20 protein-coding genes and 1 pseudogene are annotated in these 16,338 nt (G+C 69.9%); 16 read left to right on the plus strand and 5 right to left on the minus strand.

The window, feature by feature from the left end; translation table 11 throughout:
* The first annotated feature begins 101 nt into the window (after window positions 1–101).
* A complete protein-coding gene (locus QZM35_RS17865; RefSeq protein ID WP_089430869.1) occupies window positions 102–857 on the plus strand; it encodes a TerC family protein in 756 nt (251 codons plus the stop codon).
* A gap of 93 nt (window positions 858–950) precedes the next feature.
* Entirely contained in the window at window positions 951–1,268 is a 318-nt protein-coding gene (locus tag QZM35_RS17870) for a zf-TFIIB domain-containing protein (protein ID WP_089424977.1), read from the plus strand.
* Between the two features lie 89 nt (window positions 1,269–1,357).
* Here the strand turns inward: QZM35_RS17870 and QZM35_RS17875 are convergent, their stop codons facing one another.
* Together QZM35_RS17875 and QZM35_RS17880 are read right to left on the minus strand one after the other, a co-directional pair.
* Window positions 1,358–1,768 carry an Hsp20/alpha crystallin family protein gene (locus tag QZM35_RS17875; RefSeq protein ID WP_089494554.1) on the minus strand — a complete coding sequence of 137 codons (411 nt, stop codon included), beginning with the start codon at window positions 1,766–1,768 and terminating at the stop codon, window positions 1,358–1,360.
* A gap of 16 nt (window positions 1,769–1,784) precedes the next feature.
* Entirely contained in the window at window positions 1,785–2,225 is a 441-nt protein-coding gene (locus tag QZM35_RS17880; RefSeq protein WP_089430871.1) for an Hsp20/alpha crystallin family protein, read from the minus strand.
* Between the two features lie 247 nt (window positions 2,226–2,472).
* Between QZM35_RS17880 and QZM35_RS17885 the strand changes: the two genes are divergently transcribed.
* Window positions 2,473–3,390 (plus strand): 3-hydroxyacyl-CoA dehydrogenase NAD-binding domain-containing protein, encoded by a 918-nt coding sequence (locus QZM35_RS17885; RefSeq protein WP_089424980.1) that lies wholly within the window; start codon window positions 2,473–2,475, stop codon window positions 3,388–3,390.
* Between the two features lie 34 nt (window positions 3,391–3,424).
* Here the strand turns inward: QZM35_RS17885 and QZM35_RS17890 are convergent, their stop codons facing one another.
* On the minus strand, window positions 3,425–3,709 hold the full coding sequence (locus QZM35_RS17890; RefSeq protein WP_089424981.1) for a DUF4148 domain-containing protein: 285 nt from the start codon (window positions 3,707–3,709) through the stop codon (window positions 3,425–3,427).
* 166 nt (window positions 3,710–3,875) lie between these two features.
* The gene (locus QZM35_RS17895) at window positions 3,876–4,724 is read right to left on the minus strand and encodes a LysR substrate-binding domain-containing protein (protein ID WP_089430873.1); all 849 of its coding nucleotides are present in this window, start codon (window positions 4,722–4,724) and stop codon (window positions 3,876–3,878) included.
* Window positions 4,725–5,053: 329 nt separating this feature from the next.
* On the opposite strand from QZM35_RS17895, the gene madL reads away from it, so the two are divergent.
* The 11 genes from madL to QZM35_RS17950 all read left to right on the plus strand — a co-directional run bounded on the left by madL (window position 5,054) and on the right by QZM35_RS17950 (window position 13,825).
* Window positions 5,054–5,449 carry a malonate transporter subunit MadL gene (madL, locus tag QZM35_RS17900; RefSeq protein WP_034186756.1) on the plus strand — a complete coding sequence of 132 codons (396 nt, stop codon included), beginning with the start codon at window positions 5,054–5,056 and terminating at the stop codon, window positions 5,447–5,449.
* 11 nt (window positions 5,450–5,460) lie between these two features.
* Complete coding sequence (madM, locus tag QZM35_RS17905; protein WP_027784056.1) at window positions 5,461–6,228, plus strand: malonate transporter subunit MadM; 768 nt, start codon at window positions 5,461–5,463, stop codon at window positions 6,226–6,228.
* Between the two features lie 134 nt (window positions 6,229–6,362).
* Window positions 6,363–8,009, plus strand: coding sequence for a malonate decarboxylase subunit alpha (gene mdcA, locus QZM35_RS17910; protein WP_301776537.1), 1,647 nt, complete (start codon window positions 6,363–6,365; stop codon window positions 8,007–8,009).
* A gap of 10 nt (window positions 8,010–8,019) precedes the next feature.
* Window positions 8,020–8,334, plus strand: coding sequence for a malonate decarboxylase acyl carrier protein (mdcC, locus tag QZM35_RS17915; RefSeq protein WP_301776538.1), 315 nt, complete (start codon window positions 8,020–8,022; stop codon window positions 8,332–8,334).
* Entirely contained in the window at window positions 8,331–9,275 is a 945-nt protein-coding gene (locus QZM35_RS17920) for a biotin-independent malonate decarboxylase subunit beta (RefSeq protein WP_301776539.1), read from the plus strand. Before mdcC ends, QZM35_RS17920 begins: the two co-directional genes overlap by 4 nt.
* Window positions 9,262–9,969 carry a biotin-independent malonate decarboxylase subunit gamma gene (mdcE, locus tag QZM35_RS17925; protein WP_301776540.1) on the plus strand — a complete coding sequence of 236 codons (708 nt, stop codon included), beginning with the start codon at window positions 9,262–9,264 and terminating at the stop codon, window positions 9,967–9,969. The genes QZM35_RS17920 and mdcE overlap by 14 nt, the downstream gene beginning before the upstream one ends.
* A complete protein-coding gene (gene mdcG, locus QZM35_RS17930; RefSeq protein WP_301776541.1) occupies window positions 9,956–10,624 on the plus strand; it encodes a malonate decarboxylase holo-[acyl-carrier-protein] synthase in 669 nt (222 codons plus the stop codon). Before mdcE ends, mdcG begins: the two co-directional genes overlap by 14 nt.
* The gene (mdcB, locus tag QZM35_RS17935) at window positions 10,621–11,487 is read left to right on the plus strand and encodes a triphosphoribosyl-dephospho-CoA synthase MdcB (protein ID WP_301776542.1); all 867 of its coding nucleotides are present in this window, start codon (window positions 10,621–10,623) and stop codon (window positions 11,485–11,487) included. Before mdcG ends, mdcB begins: the two co-directional genes overlap by 4 nt.
* Entirely contained in the window at window positions 11,484–12,416 is a 933-nt protein-coding gene (locus tag QZM35_RS17940) for an acyltransferase domain-containing protein (protein WP_301776543.1), read from the plus strand. Before mdcB ends, QZM35_RS17940 begins: the two co-directional genes overlap by 4 nt.
* Window positions 12,417–12,533: 117 nt before the next feature.
* Window positions 12,534–13,055, plus strand: coding sequence for a phospholipase D-like domain-containing protein (locus tag QZM35_RS17945; RefSeq protein ID WP_089424988.1), 522 nt, complete (start codon window positions 12,534–12,536; stop codon window positions 13,053–13,055).
* Window positions 13,056–13,180: 125 nt separating this feature from the next.
* Window positions 13,181–13,825 carry a phosphoribosyltransferase gene (locus tag QZM35_RS17950; RefSeq protein ID WP_089424989.1) on the plus strand — a complete coding sequence of 215 codons (645 nt, stop codon included), beginning with the start codon at window positions 13,181–13,183 and terminating at the stop codon, window positions 13,823–13,825.
* 7 nt (window positions 13,826–13,832) lie between these two features.
* On the opposite strand, the gene QZM35_RS17955 is transcribed toward QZM35_RS17950, so the two are convergent.
* Entirely contained in the window at window positions 13,833–15,050 is a 1,218-nt protein-coding gene (locus tag QZM35_RS17955) for a polyhydroxyalkanoate depolymerase (protein ID WP_301776544.1), read from the minus strand.
* A 253-nt stretch (window positions 15,051–15,303) separates the two neighbouring features.
* Between QZM35_RS17955 and QZM35_RS17960 the strand changes: the two are divergent.
* Together QZM35_RS17960 and QZM35_RS17965 are read left to right on the plus strand one after the other, a co-directional pair.
* A pseudogene (locus tag QZM35_RS17960) lies at window positions 15,304–15,929 on the plus strand (glutathione S-transferase family protein).
* A 185-nt stretch (window positions 15,930–16,114) separates the two neighbouring features.
* A complete protein-coding gene (locus tag QZM35_RS17965; RefSeq protein ID WP_069249260.1) occupies window positions 16,115–16,309 on the plus strand; it encodes a hypothetical protein in 195 nt (64 codons plus the stop codon).
* The last annotated feature ends 29 nt before the right edge of the window (window positions 16,310–16,338 follow it).

Below are 16,338 nucleotides of genomic sequence, written 5' to 3' on the forward strand. Positions count from 1 at the left end.
AAATTTCGGAAAAACCGAACCAAAATTCAGATTCTCTCTGATTTTTCCGAAGTTCGGGGCGGCCTATGATCGGGCTTTCCACTTTCGTATCGGCCCATCTCATGGACTACCTGCTGACGCTTGCCGTTGACCCCGCCGTCTGGGCGGCGCTCCTGACGCTCGTCGTGATGGAAGTCGTGCTCGGCATCGACAACCTGATCTTCATCTCGATCCTCAGCAACAAGCTGCCCGAGGCGCAGCGGGCCCGCACGCAGCGCCTCGGCATCGCGCTCGCGCTGGTGATGCGCCTCGCGCTGCTCGGCAGCGTCGCATGGATCGCGAGCCTCACCGAACCCGTGTTCACGCTGCTCGACCATGCGTTCTCGTGGCGTGACCTGATCCTGCTGTCGGGCGGCCTGTTCCTCGTGTGGAAGGCGACCACCGAGATTCATCACCACGTGTCGCGCGACGGTGAAGGCGCGGGCGGTTCGGGCGGGGCGGTCGGCCTGACGATGTGGGCCGCGATCGGCCAGATCGTGATGCTCGACATCGTGTTCTCGATCGACAGCATCGTGACCGCGATCGGCATGACCGAGCACGTGCCGATCATGTTCGTCGCCGTGATCGTCGCCGTCGCCGTGATGCTGTTCGCCGCACAGCCGCTCGCACGCTTCATCGACCGCAACCCGACCATCGTGATGCTCGCGCTGTCGTTCCTGGTCGTGATCGGCATGACGCTGATCGCCGAAGGTTTCGGTTCGCATGTGCCGAAGGGCTATATCTACGCGGCAATGGCGTTCTCGGCCTTCGTCGAAGGCATGAACATGCTGGCGCGGCGCGCGAAGACGAAGCGCTCGGCACCGACGGATGGCCACTGATCCGGCGCGCGTGACCCGGCTGCCGCTGAGGTGGCAGGCATCACGCGCGTCATATGGAATCCAGACGAAATTCGCACGGAAAGGAGAAGCGCGATGAAATGCCCTGTCTGCAAGACGCCCGACCTGCTGATGGCCGAGCGCCAGTCGATCGAGATCGACTACTGTCCAACCTGCCGCGGCGTGTGGCTCGATCGCGGCGAACTCGACAAGCTGATTGCGCGCGAAACCGGCGATGCGCCCGCGCGCCGCGATGAAGCCCCTGTGCGACACGATGCGCAAGCACCGCGCGGCCACGATGGCGGGTGGGGGCGCGACGCTCGCTCGCACGACAGCCGTGACAGACACGATGGCCGCTCGCACGACGGCCGGCGTCGCAAGAAATCGGTGTTCGACCTGTTCGACTTCGACTGATCGCACCGCACGTCGTAAAAGAAAGCCCCGCCGGGCGCGTACCCGGCGGGGCTTCTTCATGCGTGCGGGATCACGGCATGCACCAATGCTTACGCGTTGCCGGCCGTCACGTCGATGCGGCGCGGGCGCGTTTCCTCGCGGCGTGGAATCGTCAGCGTCAGCACGCCGTCGCGCAGGTTCGCGTCGATCCTCGACGTGTCGAGGTCCGGGCTCAGCACGAAGCTGCGCGCATAGCGCGTCGCGCGGATTTCGGCGTGGCGCACGCGCAGGTCGGCCGGCGTGTCGAGACGCGTGTCGGCTTCGATCGTCAGCGTGTTGTCGTGCACCTTCACGTCGAGGTTCTCGCGCGGCACGCCGGGCAGGTCGGCCCGCAGCGTGACGCCGAGATGATTCTCGACAATGTCGACGGCCGGCGTGATCGCGGGACGGCGGGCCGCTTCGGCGGCAGCGGGGTGAACGGTGTTGGTCTGACGCTCGGCCAGGGTCGGGTTCGCGTTCATGTCGGTATCCTGAATATTATTGAATGGTGATCGCACGCGGCTTCGATGCCTCGCGCCGGCCGACGCGAATCAGCAGGCAGCCGTTTTCGTAGCGGGCGCTGACCTGGTCGGGATCCGCGTCCCGCGGCAGCTCGACGACACGGCGGAATGCGCCGTGAAAGCGTTCCTGCGCATAGGTGCGCAGATCGTCGCCTTCGCCGCGCGGCGCGGGCTTGCGCTCGCCGCTGATCGTCAGCAGGTCCTTGTCGATCGACACGTCGAAGTCGGCCGCGGCCATGCCGGGTGCGAACGCGACGATCTCGATCGCGCCGTCGGTGGCACCGACGTTGAGCGCGGGAAAGGCGCCGGGCCGTACCGCGCGAATGCCGGCCGGACGATCGCCGAGCAGGCTGGCCACTTGCCGCTGCACGCGGGCGAATTCGTCGAACAGGTCGCTGCCGAAATGGATACCGCTCATGTTGGTCCTCCTGAACAGGGAACGCGGGAGACGTGACGGCGCGACGCCTGCGGCGGGCGCGTCGTGGAAGCTCCACTGGGTCGAAACGGGGGCGGTGCGCTGCATGCTGCACGGCCCGACGACGTGTAATTAGTGGCAGCCGAAGCGCATTTCAAGAGGGAATCCGCAATCTGCGTCAATGCAGGCCCGCGCGATTCGATGCGACAATCGCCGCCATCTATTGGCAGACCAACGACACGGGACAATCATGGACATTCGACGCATCGCGATCGTCGGCGCCGGCGTGATCGGCGCGAGCTGGGCCGCCTTCTATCTGACGCAGGGTTTCGACGTCGTCGCGACCGATCCGGCGCCGCAAGCCGACACGCGGTTGCGCGACGCGCTGGCCGCGTTTCTCGGCGACCGGGCCGCCGAACTTTCCGCGCGGCTGTCGTTCGACGCCGATCTCGTGCGTGCGCTCGACGGCGTCGACTTCGTGCAGGAGAACGGCCCGGAGCGGCTCGACCTGAAGCGGGAGCTGTACCGGCAGATGGACGACGTGCTGCCCGCGCACGTGCCGATCGCGTCGAGCTCGTCGGGCCTGAAGATGTCGGACATCCAGACCGCGTGCGACAAGCATCCGGAGCGTTGCCTGATCGCGCATCCGTTCAATCCGCCGCACCTGATTCCACTCGTCGAGCTGGTCGGCGGCGATGCCACCAGCCAGGACGTGATCGCGCGCGTGAAGGATTTCTACGATGCGCTCGGCAAGCAGACGATCGTCCTCAACAAGGAAATGACCGGCCACGTCGCGAACCGGCTCGCGGCCGCGCTGTTCCGCGAGGTGTATCACCTCGTCGGCGAAGGCGTGGTGAGCGTGGCCGATGCGGACAAGGCCGTCGCATGGGGGCCCGGCCTGCGCTGGGGGTTGATGGGGCAATGCCTGACCTATCACCTCGGCGGCGGCGCGGGCGGGATCGCGCACTTTCTCGAACACCTGTCGGGGCCGATCACGAGCTGGTGGGACGATCTCGGCACGCCGTCATTTGATCCGGAAGTCGATCGCAAGCTGAACGACGCATTGCGCACGATCCAGGGCGAGCACTCGATGCAGGAGCTCGCGGCCGAACGCGACCGCCTGCTCGTCGAGCTGATCGACGCGCGGCGCCGCAGCTTCCTGCCGTGATCCTGATTGCGTTGCGCCGGCGCGGCGGCGCCGGTCATTGCTGCGACGTCGCCTGGCTGGCGGGCGGCGTGTGGGCCAGCCACGCCGGGCTCACGGCCTGCACGAGTTCGCGGTTGCGCGAACGTGTCGCGGCGTCCGGCGGGTAGTTGCCGTCGTTGGTCGGCAGTTCGCCGTCGAGATAGGCCTGCTTGAGCTGGTCGATGACTTCCGCGCGTGTCAGGCCCTGTTGTGCCGGGGCCGAAGCGTCGGTCTGGGCAAAGGCGGGGGAGAGCAAGGCGGCTGCAGCGGTCGCGACGGCGAATCGCAGGACGTTGTTCATGGCGGGCTCCGATCAAGGGGACGGGTACCGGACGCGCGCGGCGATGCGCGGTGCGTTCCGATGGGTCCCATTGTCGCGAGCGAGTGCTGCGTGGACGATGACGCGTTCCGGGCAAAGCTGTCAGGTGCGGGTGCGGCGCCCCCTGTGTGGGTCGCGCCAGGCGCGGCTACAACTCCGAAGCGGCTGTAATCAGCGTCGCTTCGAGTGCGAGCGTCGACCGCGACGCGGCCGTCGGCCGGTCGATCACGTATTCGAGTTCGCCGAGTTCGGGCAGCCCGGCGTCGAGCCGCGCGAGCCCGGCCGGGATCACGTAGCCGGCGAACGCGCTGACGCCGAGCCCCGCGCTCGCGGCAGCGCGCAACACCGCGACGCTGCTGCTCACGACCGCGATCCGGTACGGCCGCCCGATGGCCTCGAGCGATTCGAGCACGCGGCGGCGCGACACGCTCGGCTCCGGATGCATCGCGAGCGGCAGCACGGCCTCATGGCCGGTGATCCGCGAATCGGGGCCCGTGCACCAGTACAGCGGCTCGCTGCGGATCACGCGGCCGCGTCGGCTGCCGGCGATGCGCTTCGCGAACACGAGATCGTGCCGCCCCTCGTCGAGCGCGTCGAACAGGTCGCCCGACAGCCCGGTCGAGATCGCGAGCTCGACGTCCGGATTGCGCTGCACGAAGCTCGCGAGCGCGGCCGTCAGGTGCGCCGACGCGAAATCCTCCGACATCGCGAGCCGCACCTTGCCCGACAGCGGCGGCCCGCACACCGACGTGACGGCCTCGTCCATCAGTTCGAGAATGCGCACCGCGTAGCGGAACAGCGCGTCGCCGTGCTGCGACAGGTGCACGTTGCGCGTGTCGCGCTCGAACAGCGGCCGGTCGAGCAGCTCCTCGAGGCGGCGGATATGCTGGCTGACGGTCGACTGCGACAGGCTCACGCGCTCGGACGCGGCGGTGAAGCTGCCGGACTGGGCGACGGCGACGAAGCTGCGCAGCAGCTCGGGCGGTAACGGGCGCATTGCTAAATCCACTGAATCGGTTTCGACAACTTCATAAATGGCCGGATTGTGCGGCGCTAGTATCGGATCACGCGCCAGTGCGGCCTCCGCCAATGGGGGGCACCGGACGCGTAGCCCGTGTCGCGCCGCCGATGGCATCGGTCAGTCTAAGCCATCCGGCGTCCGGCCCGAAACCGCATCATCCCATCGACCCCGAGAACGCGCTCGCACGACGAGCCGCCGGGCCGCGGCGCCCCGCCGCAGGAGACAGACAGTCCGCCCGGGATCGGCGTGCGGGCCTGGCTCCCGCACGCGTCAGGCGCCCGTCACGAAGAGACTGGAGACGACTCATGATCATCTACGGAACCGCGCTGCTGGCGTTCTGCCACCTGGCCGGACTGTTCCTCGGCGACCTGCTCGGCAGCGCGATCGGCGTGAAGACCAACGTCGGCGGCGTCGGCATCGCGATGCTGCTGCTGATCTGCCTGCGCCTGTGGCTGCACCGCCGCGGCTGGCTGCCGAAGGAGACCGAGGCCGGCGTCGGTTTCTGGGGCGCGATGTACATCCCCGTCGTCGTCGCGATGGCCGCGAACCAGAACGTCGTCGCCGCGCTGAAGGGCGGCCCGGTCGCGCTGCTGGCCGCCGTCGGCGCGGTCGCGATCTGCGCATGCTGCATCGCGGTACTTGTGCGCACCGGGCGCGACGACACGGCCTTCGCGGGCGTGCCGCAATTCGAAGAACAGTAACGGAGGCCGCCATGCTGCAGATGCTCGAAAAAACCGTCGCCCACAACGGGCTCGTTGCGTCGTTCGCGCTGGTCGGCCTGATCATGTGGCTGTCGTCGATCGCGTCGCGCAAGCTCACGTTCGGCCGCGTGCACGGCTCCGCGATCGCGATCGTGATCGGTCTCGTGCTGGCCTATGTCGGCGGCGCATTCACCGGCGGCGAGAAGGGGCTGGCCGACGTCAAGCTGTTCGCCGGCATCGGCCTGATGGGCGGCGCGATGCTGCGCGATTTCGCGATCGTCGCGACCGCGTTCGAAGTGCAGCCGACCGAGGCGCGCAAGGCCGGGCTCGTCGGCGTCGTGTCGCTGCTGCTCGGCACCGTGCTGCCGTTCATCGTCGGCGCGTGCATCGCGCGCGCCTTCGGCTATACCGACGCGGTCAGCATGACGACGATCGGCGCGGGCGCCGTCACCTACATCGTCGGCCCCGTCACGGGCGCGGCGATCGGTGCAAGCTCCGACGTGATCGCGCTCAGCATCGCGACGGGGCTGGTCAAGGCGATCATCGTGATGGTCGGCACGCCGGTCGCGGCCAACTTCATGGGCCTGAAGACACCGCGCTCCGCGATGATCTTCGGCGGCCTGGCCGGCACCGTCAGCGGCGTGAGCGCGGGGCTCGCCGCGACCGACCGACGGCTCGTCCCGTACGGCGCGCTGGTCGCGACGTTCCACACGGGCGTCGGCTGCCTGCTCGGCCCGTCGCTGCTGTTCTTCACGACGCGCGCGCTGGTCGGCGCGTAGGCCCGACCGATGGGCGGCGCGTGCGCGGGCCGCATCCATCGCGGCGTCCTCTGAGTCGCATTCGTCAACATCATCAATCGGCGGCGGCGCCAGGCTTAGAATGCCGCTGAACCATCGAAGCGGGAGAACTGTTCATGACGGGATGGAATCACGCGCGGCAGGCGCGCGATGCACGGCTCGCGGCCGGCGCGGCTTACGCGCAGGGCAAGCGGGTCGATGCGCGCGACACCGTGGCGTTGCTCGAAGCGGTGCTGCGGCCCGGCGACCGCGTCTGCCTCGAAGGCGACAACCAGAAGCAGGCCGATCTGCTCGCGACGGCGCTCGCCGACGTCGACAGTGCGAAGATCCACGACCTGCACATGGTGCAGTCGGGCGTCGTGCTGCCCGAGCATCTCGACGTGTTCGAGCGCGGCATCGCGAAGCGTCTCGACTTCGCGTATTCGGGCCCGCAGTCGCAGCGCATCGCGAAGCTGCTGTTCGGCGGCAAGATCGCGCTCGGCGCGGTGCACACCTATCTCGAGCTGTTCGCACGCTACTTCATCGACCTCACGCCGCAGGTCGCGCTGATCGCCGCGGTCAGCGCCGATCGCGACGGCAATCTCTACACCGGCCCGAACACCGAAGACACGCCGACCGTCGTCGAAGCCACCGCGTTCAAGGACGGCATCGTGATCGCGCAGGTCGACCGCATCGTCGACAAGGTGCCGCGTGTCGACATCCCGGGCGATCGTGTGCATTTCGTCGTCGAGGCCGGCCGGCCGTTCTACGTCGAGCCGCTGTTCACGCGCGATCCGGCGGCGATCACCGAAACGCAGATCCTCACCGCGATGCTCGCGATCAAGGGCATCTACGCGCCGTACGGCATCAAGCGCCTGAACCACGGGATCGGCTTCAACACGGCCGCGATCGAGCTGCTGCTGCCGACCTACGGCGAGAAGCTCGGGCTGAAGGGCAAGGTCTGCTCGCACTGGGCGCTCAATCCGCACCCGACGCTGATTCCCGCGATCGAGTCGGGCTGGGTCGAGCAGATCCACTGCTTCGGCTCGGAAGTCGGGATGGACGACTACATCCGCGCGCGTTCCGACATCTGGTTCACGGGCTCAGACGGGTCGCTGCGCTCGAACCGCGCGTTCTGCCAGACCGCCGGCCTCTATGCGTGCGACATGTTCATCGGCTCGACGCTGCAGATCGACCTGTCCGGCCATTCGTCGACGGTCACGGCCGAGCGTATCGCCGGTTTCGGCGGCGCGCCGAACATGGGCAGCGACGCGCGCGGCCGGCGCCATCCGAGCGAGCCGTGGCTGAAGGCGGGCGCGGAAGCCGACCCCGACACGCCGGCGGCGCTCAGGCGCGGCCGCAAGCTCGTCGTGCAGATCGGCGAGACGTTCGGCGACAAGAACGTGCCGATGTTCGTCGAGAAGCTCGATGCGCTCAAACTCGCCGACAAGCTGCAGCTCGACCTCGCGCCGATCATGGTCTACGGCGACGACGTCACGCACATCGTCACCGAGGAAGGGATCGCGAACCTGCTGATGTGCCGCGACAAGGACGAACGCGAGCACGCGATCCGCGGCGTCGCCGGCTATACGGAAATCGGCCGCGGCCGCGACCGGAAGATGGTCGAGCGGCTGCGCGAGCGCGGCGTGATCCGTCGCCCGGAGGATCTCGGCATCGATCCGCTCGATGCCGACCGCCGCTGGCTCGCCGCGCGTTCGATCAAGGATCTCGTGCACTGGTCGGGCGGCCTGTATGCACCGCCGGCTCGGTTCCGCAACTGGTAAGGACAAGGGCATGGAACAGTTGAACTATCGCTTCACCGCGCGCGAGCGCGCGAAAGGCGAGCAGTCCGCGGCGCTCGTCGGCGTGGTGGCATCCGGCAATCTCGAAGTGCTCGTCGAACGCGTGCTGCCGGGCAACGAATGCGAGATCGACATCCACACGGCGGCGGTCGGGTTCGGCGCGGTGTGGCAGGCCGTCGTCGCGGATTTCGTCGAGCGGCGCACGCCGGGCGGCCTGAAGCTGTCGATCAACGACGGCGGCGCGCGGCCCGACATGGTGTCGCTGCGGCTCGCGCAAGCCGTGCGGGCAATCGAGGGGGACGCATGATGAACGACGCGATCCACGATACGCGCGATACGCCCGCATTCGTCGCGAATGCCGCGAGCTGGTACGAAGCATCGGCGCGGCAGCGCATCGACGGGCTGCTGGACGCCGGCAGCTTCAGCGAATTCCTCGGCCCGGCCGAGCGCGTGACGAGCCCGCACCTGTCGCTGTTCGACCTGCCGCAGCAGTTCGACGACGGGATGGTGGTCGGCCACGGCCGGCTCGACGGCCAGCCGGTGTTCGTCGCCGCGCAGGAAGGCCGCTTCATGGGCGGCGCGTTCGGCGAAGTGCACGGCGCGAAGCTCACCGGGCTGCTGCGGGCCGCGCGCGACACCGGCAAGCCGGTGCTGATCCTGTTCGATACGGGGGGCGTGCGGCTGCAGGAGGCGAACGCGGGCGAACTCGCGATTGCCGAGATCATGCGCGCGCTCGTCGAAGCGCGCGCGGCCGGTGTGCCGGTGATCGGGCTGATCGGCGGCCGTGCGGGCTGCTACGGCGGCGGCGGGTTGCTCGCCGCGTGCTGCTCGGCGCTCGCGGTATCGGAGCAGGGCCGCATCAGCGTGTCGGGCCCCGAAGTGATCGAGACCAATCGCGGCGTCGAGGAATTCGATGCGAAGGACCGCGCGCTGATCTGGCGCACGATGGGCGGCAAGCACCGACGGCTGATCGGCGGTGCGGATCGCTACGTGGCCGACACGCCCGACGCGTTCCGTGCGGCGGCGCTCGCGCTGATCGGCCGTGCGCCGACGTTCGATGCGGCGATGCTGCGCGCGGAGCAGGCCCGCCTCGAAGCGCGGGTCGAACGGTTCGGCGCATGCAAGGATGCGCTCGACGTGTGGCGTGCGCTGGGCGCATCGGCGCCGGAAGCGATCCCGGGGATGCCGGACGATGCGTTCGCCGCGCTCGCGGACCAACTGCAGGAGAGCCCGCATGACGCTCGATGAAGTATTGAATTCACTGTTCCCGCAAGGCCATTCGATCGCCCGTCACGGCGGGCTGCTGACCGGCCACGCGGAACTGGCCGGCAAGCGCGTCGACGTGATCGGCGTCGCCGACCGTTTGCCGTTCGGCATCGACGAGGCGCTGACGCTCGCGTCGCACGTGCTCGACACGATCGAGCGTGGCGGCGACACGCCGATCCTCGTGCTGGTCGACAGCGACAGCCAGCGGATGAGCAAGCGTGACGAACTGCTCGGCCTGAACGAAGGGCTGTCGCATCTCGCGAAGTGCCTGATGCACGCGGATCTCGCCGGGCACCGGACGATCGGCGTGCTGTATGGCCACACGGCCGCCGGCGCGTTCATCGCGACCGCGCTCGCGACGCGCACGCTGCTCGCGGTGCCGGGCGCAGAGCCGGAGGTGATGGACCTGCCGTCGATGTCGCGCGTGACCAAGCTGCCGATCGACGTGCTGAAGGAGATGTCGCGCTCGACGCCGGTGTTCGCGCCGGGGCTCGACAATCTCGTGAAGATGGGCGCCGTCGACGCCGTGCTCGATCCGGCCCGCTCGCTCGACGCGCAGGTCGTTGAATGGCTCGGCAAGCCGGCCGACCGCGTCGACCGGCGTGCGTCACGCGGCCGGCCGGTTGCCGCCGACGTCGCCCGGCGCGTCGAGGCACTCGCGCGTGCTGCACGCTGAGCTGCCGCTGCGCCGCCACACGCTCGTCACGCTGACGGCGGCGGGGTGGGGCGCGGCATTCGCGCGCGATCCCGCGCTCGCGGCCGATCCGCTCGTGCGCGCGTGGGCCGAACGTGGCTGGCCGCTGATCGTGCGCCGCGCGTCGCCCGACGAGGCCGATGCCGGTCGCGTGCCGCTTGGCCTGCCGCTGCCGCCTTCCGCGGGCAAGCGGCGCATCGCGCTGAACGCGGCGGCCGACGCGCTCGCGACGGTTGGCCCGCTGCCCGCGTTGTCCGACGTGCTTGTCGCCGCGCCCGACGCATGGCGCACGGCGTTGCGCGAACTCGATGCGCTCGGCGTGCGTTACGGCGTGCCGGGCCGCGTGTTCGGCAGCCTCGCATGGCAGGCGCTGACGGGCGAACCCTACCTGGGGACGTCGTCCGATCTCGACATCGTGTTCCCGCTGCCGGACCCTGCGTCGCTCGCGCCGCTGCTCGACGGCCTCGCGGCGATCGACGCGCGCGCGCCGATGCGCATCGACGGCGAACTGCTGCGCGACGACGGCGCGGGCGTCAACTGGCGCGAACTGCACACGCGGCAGCGTGAAGTCGCGGTCAAGACCGCGATCAGCGTCGAACTGATGCCGGCCGACGCATTCATCGGAGGTGTGCAATGAGTGCATGGGCTGCCTGCCGCGTACCGGCGCCGTCAGAGGCCGAGCGCATCGCCGAACTGGCCGAGCGCAGCCTCGTGCTCGAGATCGAGACCTATCCGAAGCCGGGGCTCGTCAGTCACGTCGACACCGGCAGTCACACCGACATGGACGCCGCGACGTTCGCCCGCAGCGCCGCCGTGCTGCGGCCGTACTTCGCCGAGCTGGCCGACGCGGGCGCGCGCGGTGCGGACATGGCCGTGCTGCGCAAGATCGGCCTGCGTGCCGAGCACGCGATGCTCGCCGCGACCGGTGGCGTCAACACGCATCGCGGCGCAATCTTCGGGCTCGGGCTGCTGTGTGCGGCCGCGGGCCGCCGTGCGGCGCCGGGGGCCGTACCGGTCGGAATGACGCTCGGTGCGATCGTCTCCCGCCGCTGGGGTGCCGAGATCCTCGGCGGCCCGCGCTTGCCCGACAGCCACGGCGAACGCGCGAGCCGCCGCTACGGCGTCGGCGGTGCACGTCGCGAGGCGGCCGACGGTTTCACGACCGTCTATGCGGTCGGGCTGCCCGCGCTGCGCCGCGCGCAGCGTGACCTGCCGGGCGATCCGGAAGCCGCGCGCGTCGATGCATGCTTCGCGCTGATCGCCGCGCTCGACGATACGAACCTGCTGCACCGGGGCGGGCAGGCCGGCCTCGAGTTCGCGCGGGTAACCGCACGCGCGTTCGTGGCACGTGGCGGCGTGCGGGCGCGCGACTGGCGGCTGCGCGCGGCCGCCGCGCATCGGGCGTTCGTGGCACGGCGGCTGAGCCCGGGCGGCGCGGCCGACCTGCTCGCGATGAGCGTCTTCGTCGATGCGCTCGAAATTGACGAGGGTGCGCGATGACGCTGGCCATCCTCTGTTCGGGGCAGGGCGCACAGCGCGCCGACATGTTCGACCTGACCGGCACCGCGCCGCAGGCCGACGCGCTGTTCGCGCACGCCGGCCGGCTCCTCGGCGACGATCCGCGCGCGTGGGTCCGGCAGGCCGGGCCGGACGCGCTGCGGGGGAACCGTGCCGCGCAGATTCTCTGCACGGTCCAGGCGCTCGCCGCCGCCGCGCTGCTCGACGCGGTGTGGCCGCGCCGGCGCTGCGTCGCCGGCTACAGCGTCGGCGAAGTCGCGTCGTGGAGCGTCGCTGGGATGATCGAATCGGACGCCGCGCTCGACCTGGCCGACGCGCGTGCGCGCGCGATGGATGCCGCGAGCGGCGGCGACGAGCGGATGGTGTTCGTACGCGGCCTGACGCGTGCCCAACTCGCGCGGTTGTGCGACGGCCGCGACGCGGCGATCGCGATCGCGAATCCCGGCGACGCGTTCGTGGTCGCGGGGCGGCAGGCCGATGTCGACGCGGTGGCCGACGATGCGTCGCGCGCCGGCGCGCTGCGCGTCGCGCCCGTCTGCGTGCGGATCGCGTCGCACACGCGCCAGCTCGCCGCGGCCGTGCCGGTGTTTCGCGCGTCGCTCGCCGCGACTGACGTACGGCGGCCGCTGCCCGGCACGCGGCTGTTTTCGGGGATCGATGGCGCATCGGTGCTGGACGTCGACGCCGGCCTCGACAAGCTTGCGCGGCAGGTCGCGGAGCCGGTCGAGTGGGCGGCCTGTCTGGCCGCGTGCGTGGAGGCCGGTGCGACCGCGTTCCTCGAGCTCGGTCCCGGCCGCGCGCTGGCCGAGATGGCCGGTGGTGCCTATCCGGCGCTGCCGGCGCGCAGCCTCGCGGATTTCCGCTCCGTCGATGGCGTGGCGAGCTGGCTCTCACGCGTCGCGGCGGGCTGATCGGCCGCATGAAAAACGCGCGCTGGCCCGTTCGCCAGGCACCCGTTTTGCGCTGTGTGTTGCGCCGGCGCAGCAGCCTCTCAGGTGGTGCTTGCCACGCGAATTGGCGTCGCTACAATGGCGCCCGCCATGAGACCAGCCGCCTTCCTTCTCGCCGCGCTTTGCTGCGCGGCGAGCGCCCACGCCAGCCAGATTCCGTCCGATGCCGCATCGGTCGGCACATACTTTTCGTATGACAATGCAGCGGCCGACGCGACCGTCGACCTGATCGGGCAGGCGCAGCGCCGCGTGCTGCTGGCCGGCTACACGCACGTGCCGCCGGCGGTCGCGAGCGCGCTGCGCGCGGCCCGCGCGCGCGGGGTCGAGGTGCGTGTCGTGCTCGTGCGTTCGCCGCGCGCGGGCCGGTACAGCGGCGCGGGCTATCTGAAATCTTCCGGTATCGACGTGGCGATCGATTCGCGGCACGGCGATCCCGCCCCGCGCTTCGTGATCGTCGACGACAGCGTCGCGCTGACCACGCTGTCCGAAGGCGCGGCCGCGCATGCGGAAACGGTGAACGTGTTCCAGCGTGCGCCCGAGCTCGCGCAATCCTATGCCCAGTCGTTCTGGCGGCTGTACCGGCAGGCCGGCGGCCTCTGACCCTTTCCGTCGGCGCCGCGCGTGCCGGTGTGACCCTGCTTGCATCGGCGCGGCCGATGAACCATGCTCGTTGACAGGCGCCGACGCGGGTTTCGCGCATCCGGCGCAACGGCAGGGAGCCGATCGTGTTCGAGTGTTTTGCCGATCGCACCGATGCCGGCTGCCAGCTGGCCGGCGCATTGGGCGATTACGCGGGGCGCGGCGATGTCGTCGTGCTCGCGTTGCCGCGCGGCGGTGTGCCCGTCGCCTATCCGGTCGCGTGTGCGCTGCATGCACCGCTCGACGTGCTGGTCGTGCGCAAGCTCGGCGTGCCGTACGATCCCGAGCTCGCGATGGGCGCGATCGCGACGGGCGGGGCGATTCATCTGCAGCGTTCGGTGCTCCGCTCGATGAACGTGCCCGACGCCGAGCTCGCCGACGTGATCGCGCGCGAGACAGCCGAGCTGCATCGACGCGAAGCGCTGTACCGCGGCGCCGAGCCGCCGCTGCCGGTCGAAGGGCGCATTGCGATCGTCGTCGACGACGGCGTCGCGACCGGCGCGTCGATGCGTGTCGCGCTGCAGGCGTTACGCGAGCGTCATCCGGCGCGGATCATCGCGGCTGCACCGGTCGCGCCGGCAGGTACACGGCACGTGTTCGACGATCTGGCCGACGCGTTCGTCACGGTGATGCTGCCGCTGGTGTTCTTCGGGATCAGCCAGTTCTACGCGCGCTTCGAGCAGACGAGTGACGACGAGGTGCGCGCATTGCTCGACGCGGCGCGGCGCTGATTCGGTGTCACGTCCGCCGGATGCGGCGCGGGCGAGGGCGGCGGGCTTCGGCCCACGCGAACACGCGCTGCAGCATCGGATGCACGTCCCCGTGCCAGCGCGCCCCCGTAAACAGCCCGTAGTGATCGCAGTCGTCGATGTCGATGCGAAAGCGCTCGTCGTCGGCGAGGCCGCTGCACAGGTCGAGCGCCGCATGTGTCTGGCCGGCGCCCGTGACCTTGTCGCATGCGCCTTCGACGGTCAGCAGGACGATGCCGCGCATAGCCGCCGGCTCGACGCGCTGGCCGCCCACGTTCCACGTGCCGAGCGCGAGGCTCATGCGCTGGAACACGATGTCGACCGTATCCAGGAAATACTCGGCCGGCATGTCGAGCAGCGCCGTGTATTCGAGCAGCGCGCGCCGCGCGCCGGCGAGTCCGGTCATGTCGAAGCGCGACGCGGCCAGCGCGTACGCTTCGATCAGCGACAGGAAGCGCTGCGGGTACACGAGCGCGATCTCGCCCTGTTGCAGATAGGTGGGAAACACGTGGCGGCCGTGCCCCGCGAAACCAGGTGGCACGACGTCGATCAGGTGGCGGCGGCACCAGCCGAGCGAATGGGCGGCAGCGGCGGTGCCGAGCGCACTCGGATTCCGGCGCGCGTCGAGCGGGCCGCCGATCAGCGTGACGCTCGCGGGCGACGGGAGACCGCGCGCCGCCCGCAGCGCGAGCGCGCCGAGCGCCGGCACGGTCGCCTGGCACACGGCGACGACATGCAGCGGCCGGTCGTCGTGCGCGAGCCCGTCGACGAAGCCGTCGAGCGTCGCGACGTACTCGTCGAGCCCGAAACGGCCCGACGCGAGCGGTACGTCGCGCGCATTGCGCCAGTCGGTCACGCAGACATCGCCGTCCGCGAGCAGCGTCTCGACGGTTTCCCGCATCATCACGGCCGCGTGCCCGGCGAGCGGCGCGCACAGCAGCACCGTGCGCTGCGCGTCGGCCCGCGTGAAGCGCCGCAGGTCGCAGAACGGCGTGCGCGCGACGACGCGCTCGCCGAGCGCCGGCCATCCGATGTCGAAGTGCGGGGGCCCGTCCGGCGGCCCGAGCAGCGGCTCGAACAGGTCGTCGTAGCACGACGACGCCGCGTGCGGCAGCGTGGCCGCGGGCCACGCGTCGAACGCGTGCCGCGTCGCCGCGCGCCACGCGCGCATCCATTCCCGCTGCTGCTCGACGAGGGCATACCACATGGCGAACCTTGGGGCGGAAGGGGGGTGAACTTGCATTATGGTCACTGTGGCCGGACATCGTGAGTCCCGCGCGCGGCGGGTTGATGCGCATCGGGCGCACGGGCGCGAAGGCCGGCCGAGCACGTTCCGCCATTTCGGCAAACGCGGTCGCGGAGCCGGCCCCCGCTCGTTGCGGGCGGGAACGGGCCCTAGGCGATGCCGCGCGACGCTGCTACAGTCGTCGCTCCCATTCCCCTCAAGCGGAGCGTTCGCGATGAAGCTGATCGGCATGCTGGATTCCCCGTTCGTGCGTCGGGTCGCCATTTCGGCGAAACTGCTCGACCTCCCGTTCGAACACGAGTCGATCTCGGTGTTCCGTCATTTCGAGCAGTTCAGGGCGACCAACCCGGTCGTCAAGGCGCCGACGCTCGTGACCGACGACGGCGCGACGCTGCTCGATTCGTCATTGATCGTCGACTATCTGGATCACCTGGTCGCGCCCGAGCGGCGCTTGCTGCCCGATACCGCCGATGCTCGGCTGCGCGCGCTCGTGCCGGTCGGCTTCGCGCTGGCGGCCGCCGAGAAGACCGTGCAGGTCGTCTACGAGCAGGCGCTGCGTCCGGCCGACAAGCAGCATGCGCCGTGGCTCGAGCGCGTGCTGAGCCAGATCGAGGGCGCATACGGCGCCCTGGAGCCGCTCGTCGCGGCCGCGAACGGTTCGGCGGCGCGCGCCTGCTGCAGTCCGACGTGACGGTCGCGGTCGCATGGCGCTTCACGCAGTTCATGGCGGCCGACTACCCGGTGCTCGCGCGGATCGATCCGGCCCGTTATCCGGCACTGGCTGCGCATTCGGCGCGGGCGGAAGCGCTGCCGGCGTTCGTCGAAACACCGCTCGTCTAGGCGTCGAGGCGACCTGCGGCGGGGCCCCGCGCCGCGGCCCGTCGCCCGCCCAGCCTTGTCAGGCAAGGTGTTGTCGATTGTTCTCGGCGGCTGACAAGTGACTTCGCATTCGCGCTGTTTATCCGGACGCGGCCGGTCCCTAGAATCCACTCCATCGAATGACGCCTTGCCTGATGGAGCCGCAGATGAAAGCCCTGATCGAATCGAGCCTGTACCACCCGTCCCTCGTGTTGCCGCTTGCCGCGCTGACGCAGTTGATGGTCGAGCGCGATTTCAATCTCGGTCAGGTCGGGCTGATCGTCGCGGCGCGCGGTGCGCAGGCCGCCGTGTCGCGCTCGCGTGCGCTGATTTTCTGCCGCCACTGCGAAGCGCAGGCATGAGCGCGCCGGCGTCGAATGGATGAAAAAAA

Source organism: Burkholderia sp. AU45274 (genome assembly GCF_030482505.1).
Taxonomy (GTDB): domain Bacteria; phylum Pseudomonadota; class Gammaproteobacteria; order Burkholderiales; family Burkholderiaceae; genus Burkholderia.

Bases quoted from the DNA above. Each gene is read 5' to 3' on its own strand.
- QZM35_RS17940 (WP_301776543.1), top strand. From the start codon at position 11,484: ATGACGCTGGCCATCCTCTGTTCGGGGCAGGGCGCACAGCGCGCCGAC.
- mdcA (WP_301776537.1), top strand. From the start codon at position 6,363: ATGACGGGATGGAATCACGCGCGGCAGGCGCGCGATGCACGGCTCGCG.
- madM (WP_027784056.1), top strand. From the start codon at position 5,461: ATGCTGCAGATGCTCGAAAAAACCGTCGCCCACAACGGGCTCGTTGCG.
- mdcE (WP_301776540.1), top strand. From the start codon at position 9,262: ATGACGCTCGATGAAGTATTGAATTCACTGTTCCCGCAAGGCCATTCG.
- QZM35_RS17890 (WP_089424981.1), bottom strand. From the start codon at position 3,709: ATGAACAACGTCCTGCGATTCGCCGTCGCGACCGCTGCAGCCGCCTTG.
- QZM35_RS17895 (WP_089430873.1), bottom strand. From the start codon at position 4,724: ATGCGCCCGTTACCGCCCGAGCTGCTGCGCAGCTTCGTCGCCGTCGCC.
- QZM35_RS17965 (WP_069249260.1), top strand. From the start codon at position 16,115: ATGAAAGCCCTGATCGAATCGAGCCTGTACCACCCGTCCCTCGTGTTG.
- QZM35_RS17865 (WP_089430869.1), top strand. From the start codon at position 102: ATGGACTACCTGCTGACGCTTGCCGTTGACCCCGCCGTCTGGGCGGCG.
- madL (WP_034186756.1), top strand. From the start codon at position 5,054: ATGATCATCTACGGAACCGCGCTGCTGGCGTTCTGCCACCTGGCCGGA.
- QZM35_RS17955 (WP_301776544.1), bottom strand. From the start codon at position 15,050: ATGTGGTATGCCCTCGTCGAGCAGCAGCGGGAATGGATGCGCGCGTGG.
- QZM35_RS17885 (WP_089424980.1), top strand. From the start codon at position 2,473: ATGGACATTCGACGCATCGCGATCGTCGGCGCCGGCGTGATCGGCGCG.
- QZM35_RS17870 (WP_089424977.1), top strand. From the start codon at position 951: ATGAAATGCCCTGTCTGCAAGACGCCCGACCTGCTGATGGCCGAGCGC.
- QZM35_RS17880 (WP_089430871.1), bottom strand. From the start codon at position 2,225: ATGAGCGGTATCCATTTCGGCAGCGACCTGTTCGACGAATTCGCCCGC.
- mdcC (WP_301776538.1), top strand. From the start codon at position 8,020: ATGGAACAGTTGAACTATCGCTTCACCGCGCGCGAGCGCGCGAAAGGC.
- QZM35_RS17920 (WP_301776539.1), top strand. From the start codon at position 8,331: ATGATGAACGACGCGATCCACGATACGCGCGATACGCCCGCATTCGTC.
- QZM35_RS17945 (WP_089424988.1), top strand. From the start codon at position 12,534: ATGGCGCCCGCCATGAGACCAGCCGCCTTCCTTCTCGCCGCGCTTTGC.
- mdcB (WP_301776542.1), top strand. From the start codon at position 10,621: ATGAGTGCATGGGCTGCCTGCCGCGTACCGGCGCCGTCAGAGGCCGAG.
- QZM35_RS17875 (WP_089494554.1), bottom strand. From the start codon at position 1,768: ATGAACGCGAACCCGACCCTGGCCGAGCGTCAGACCAACACCGTTCAC.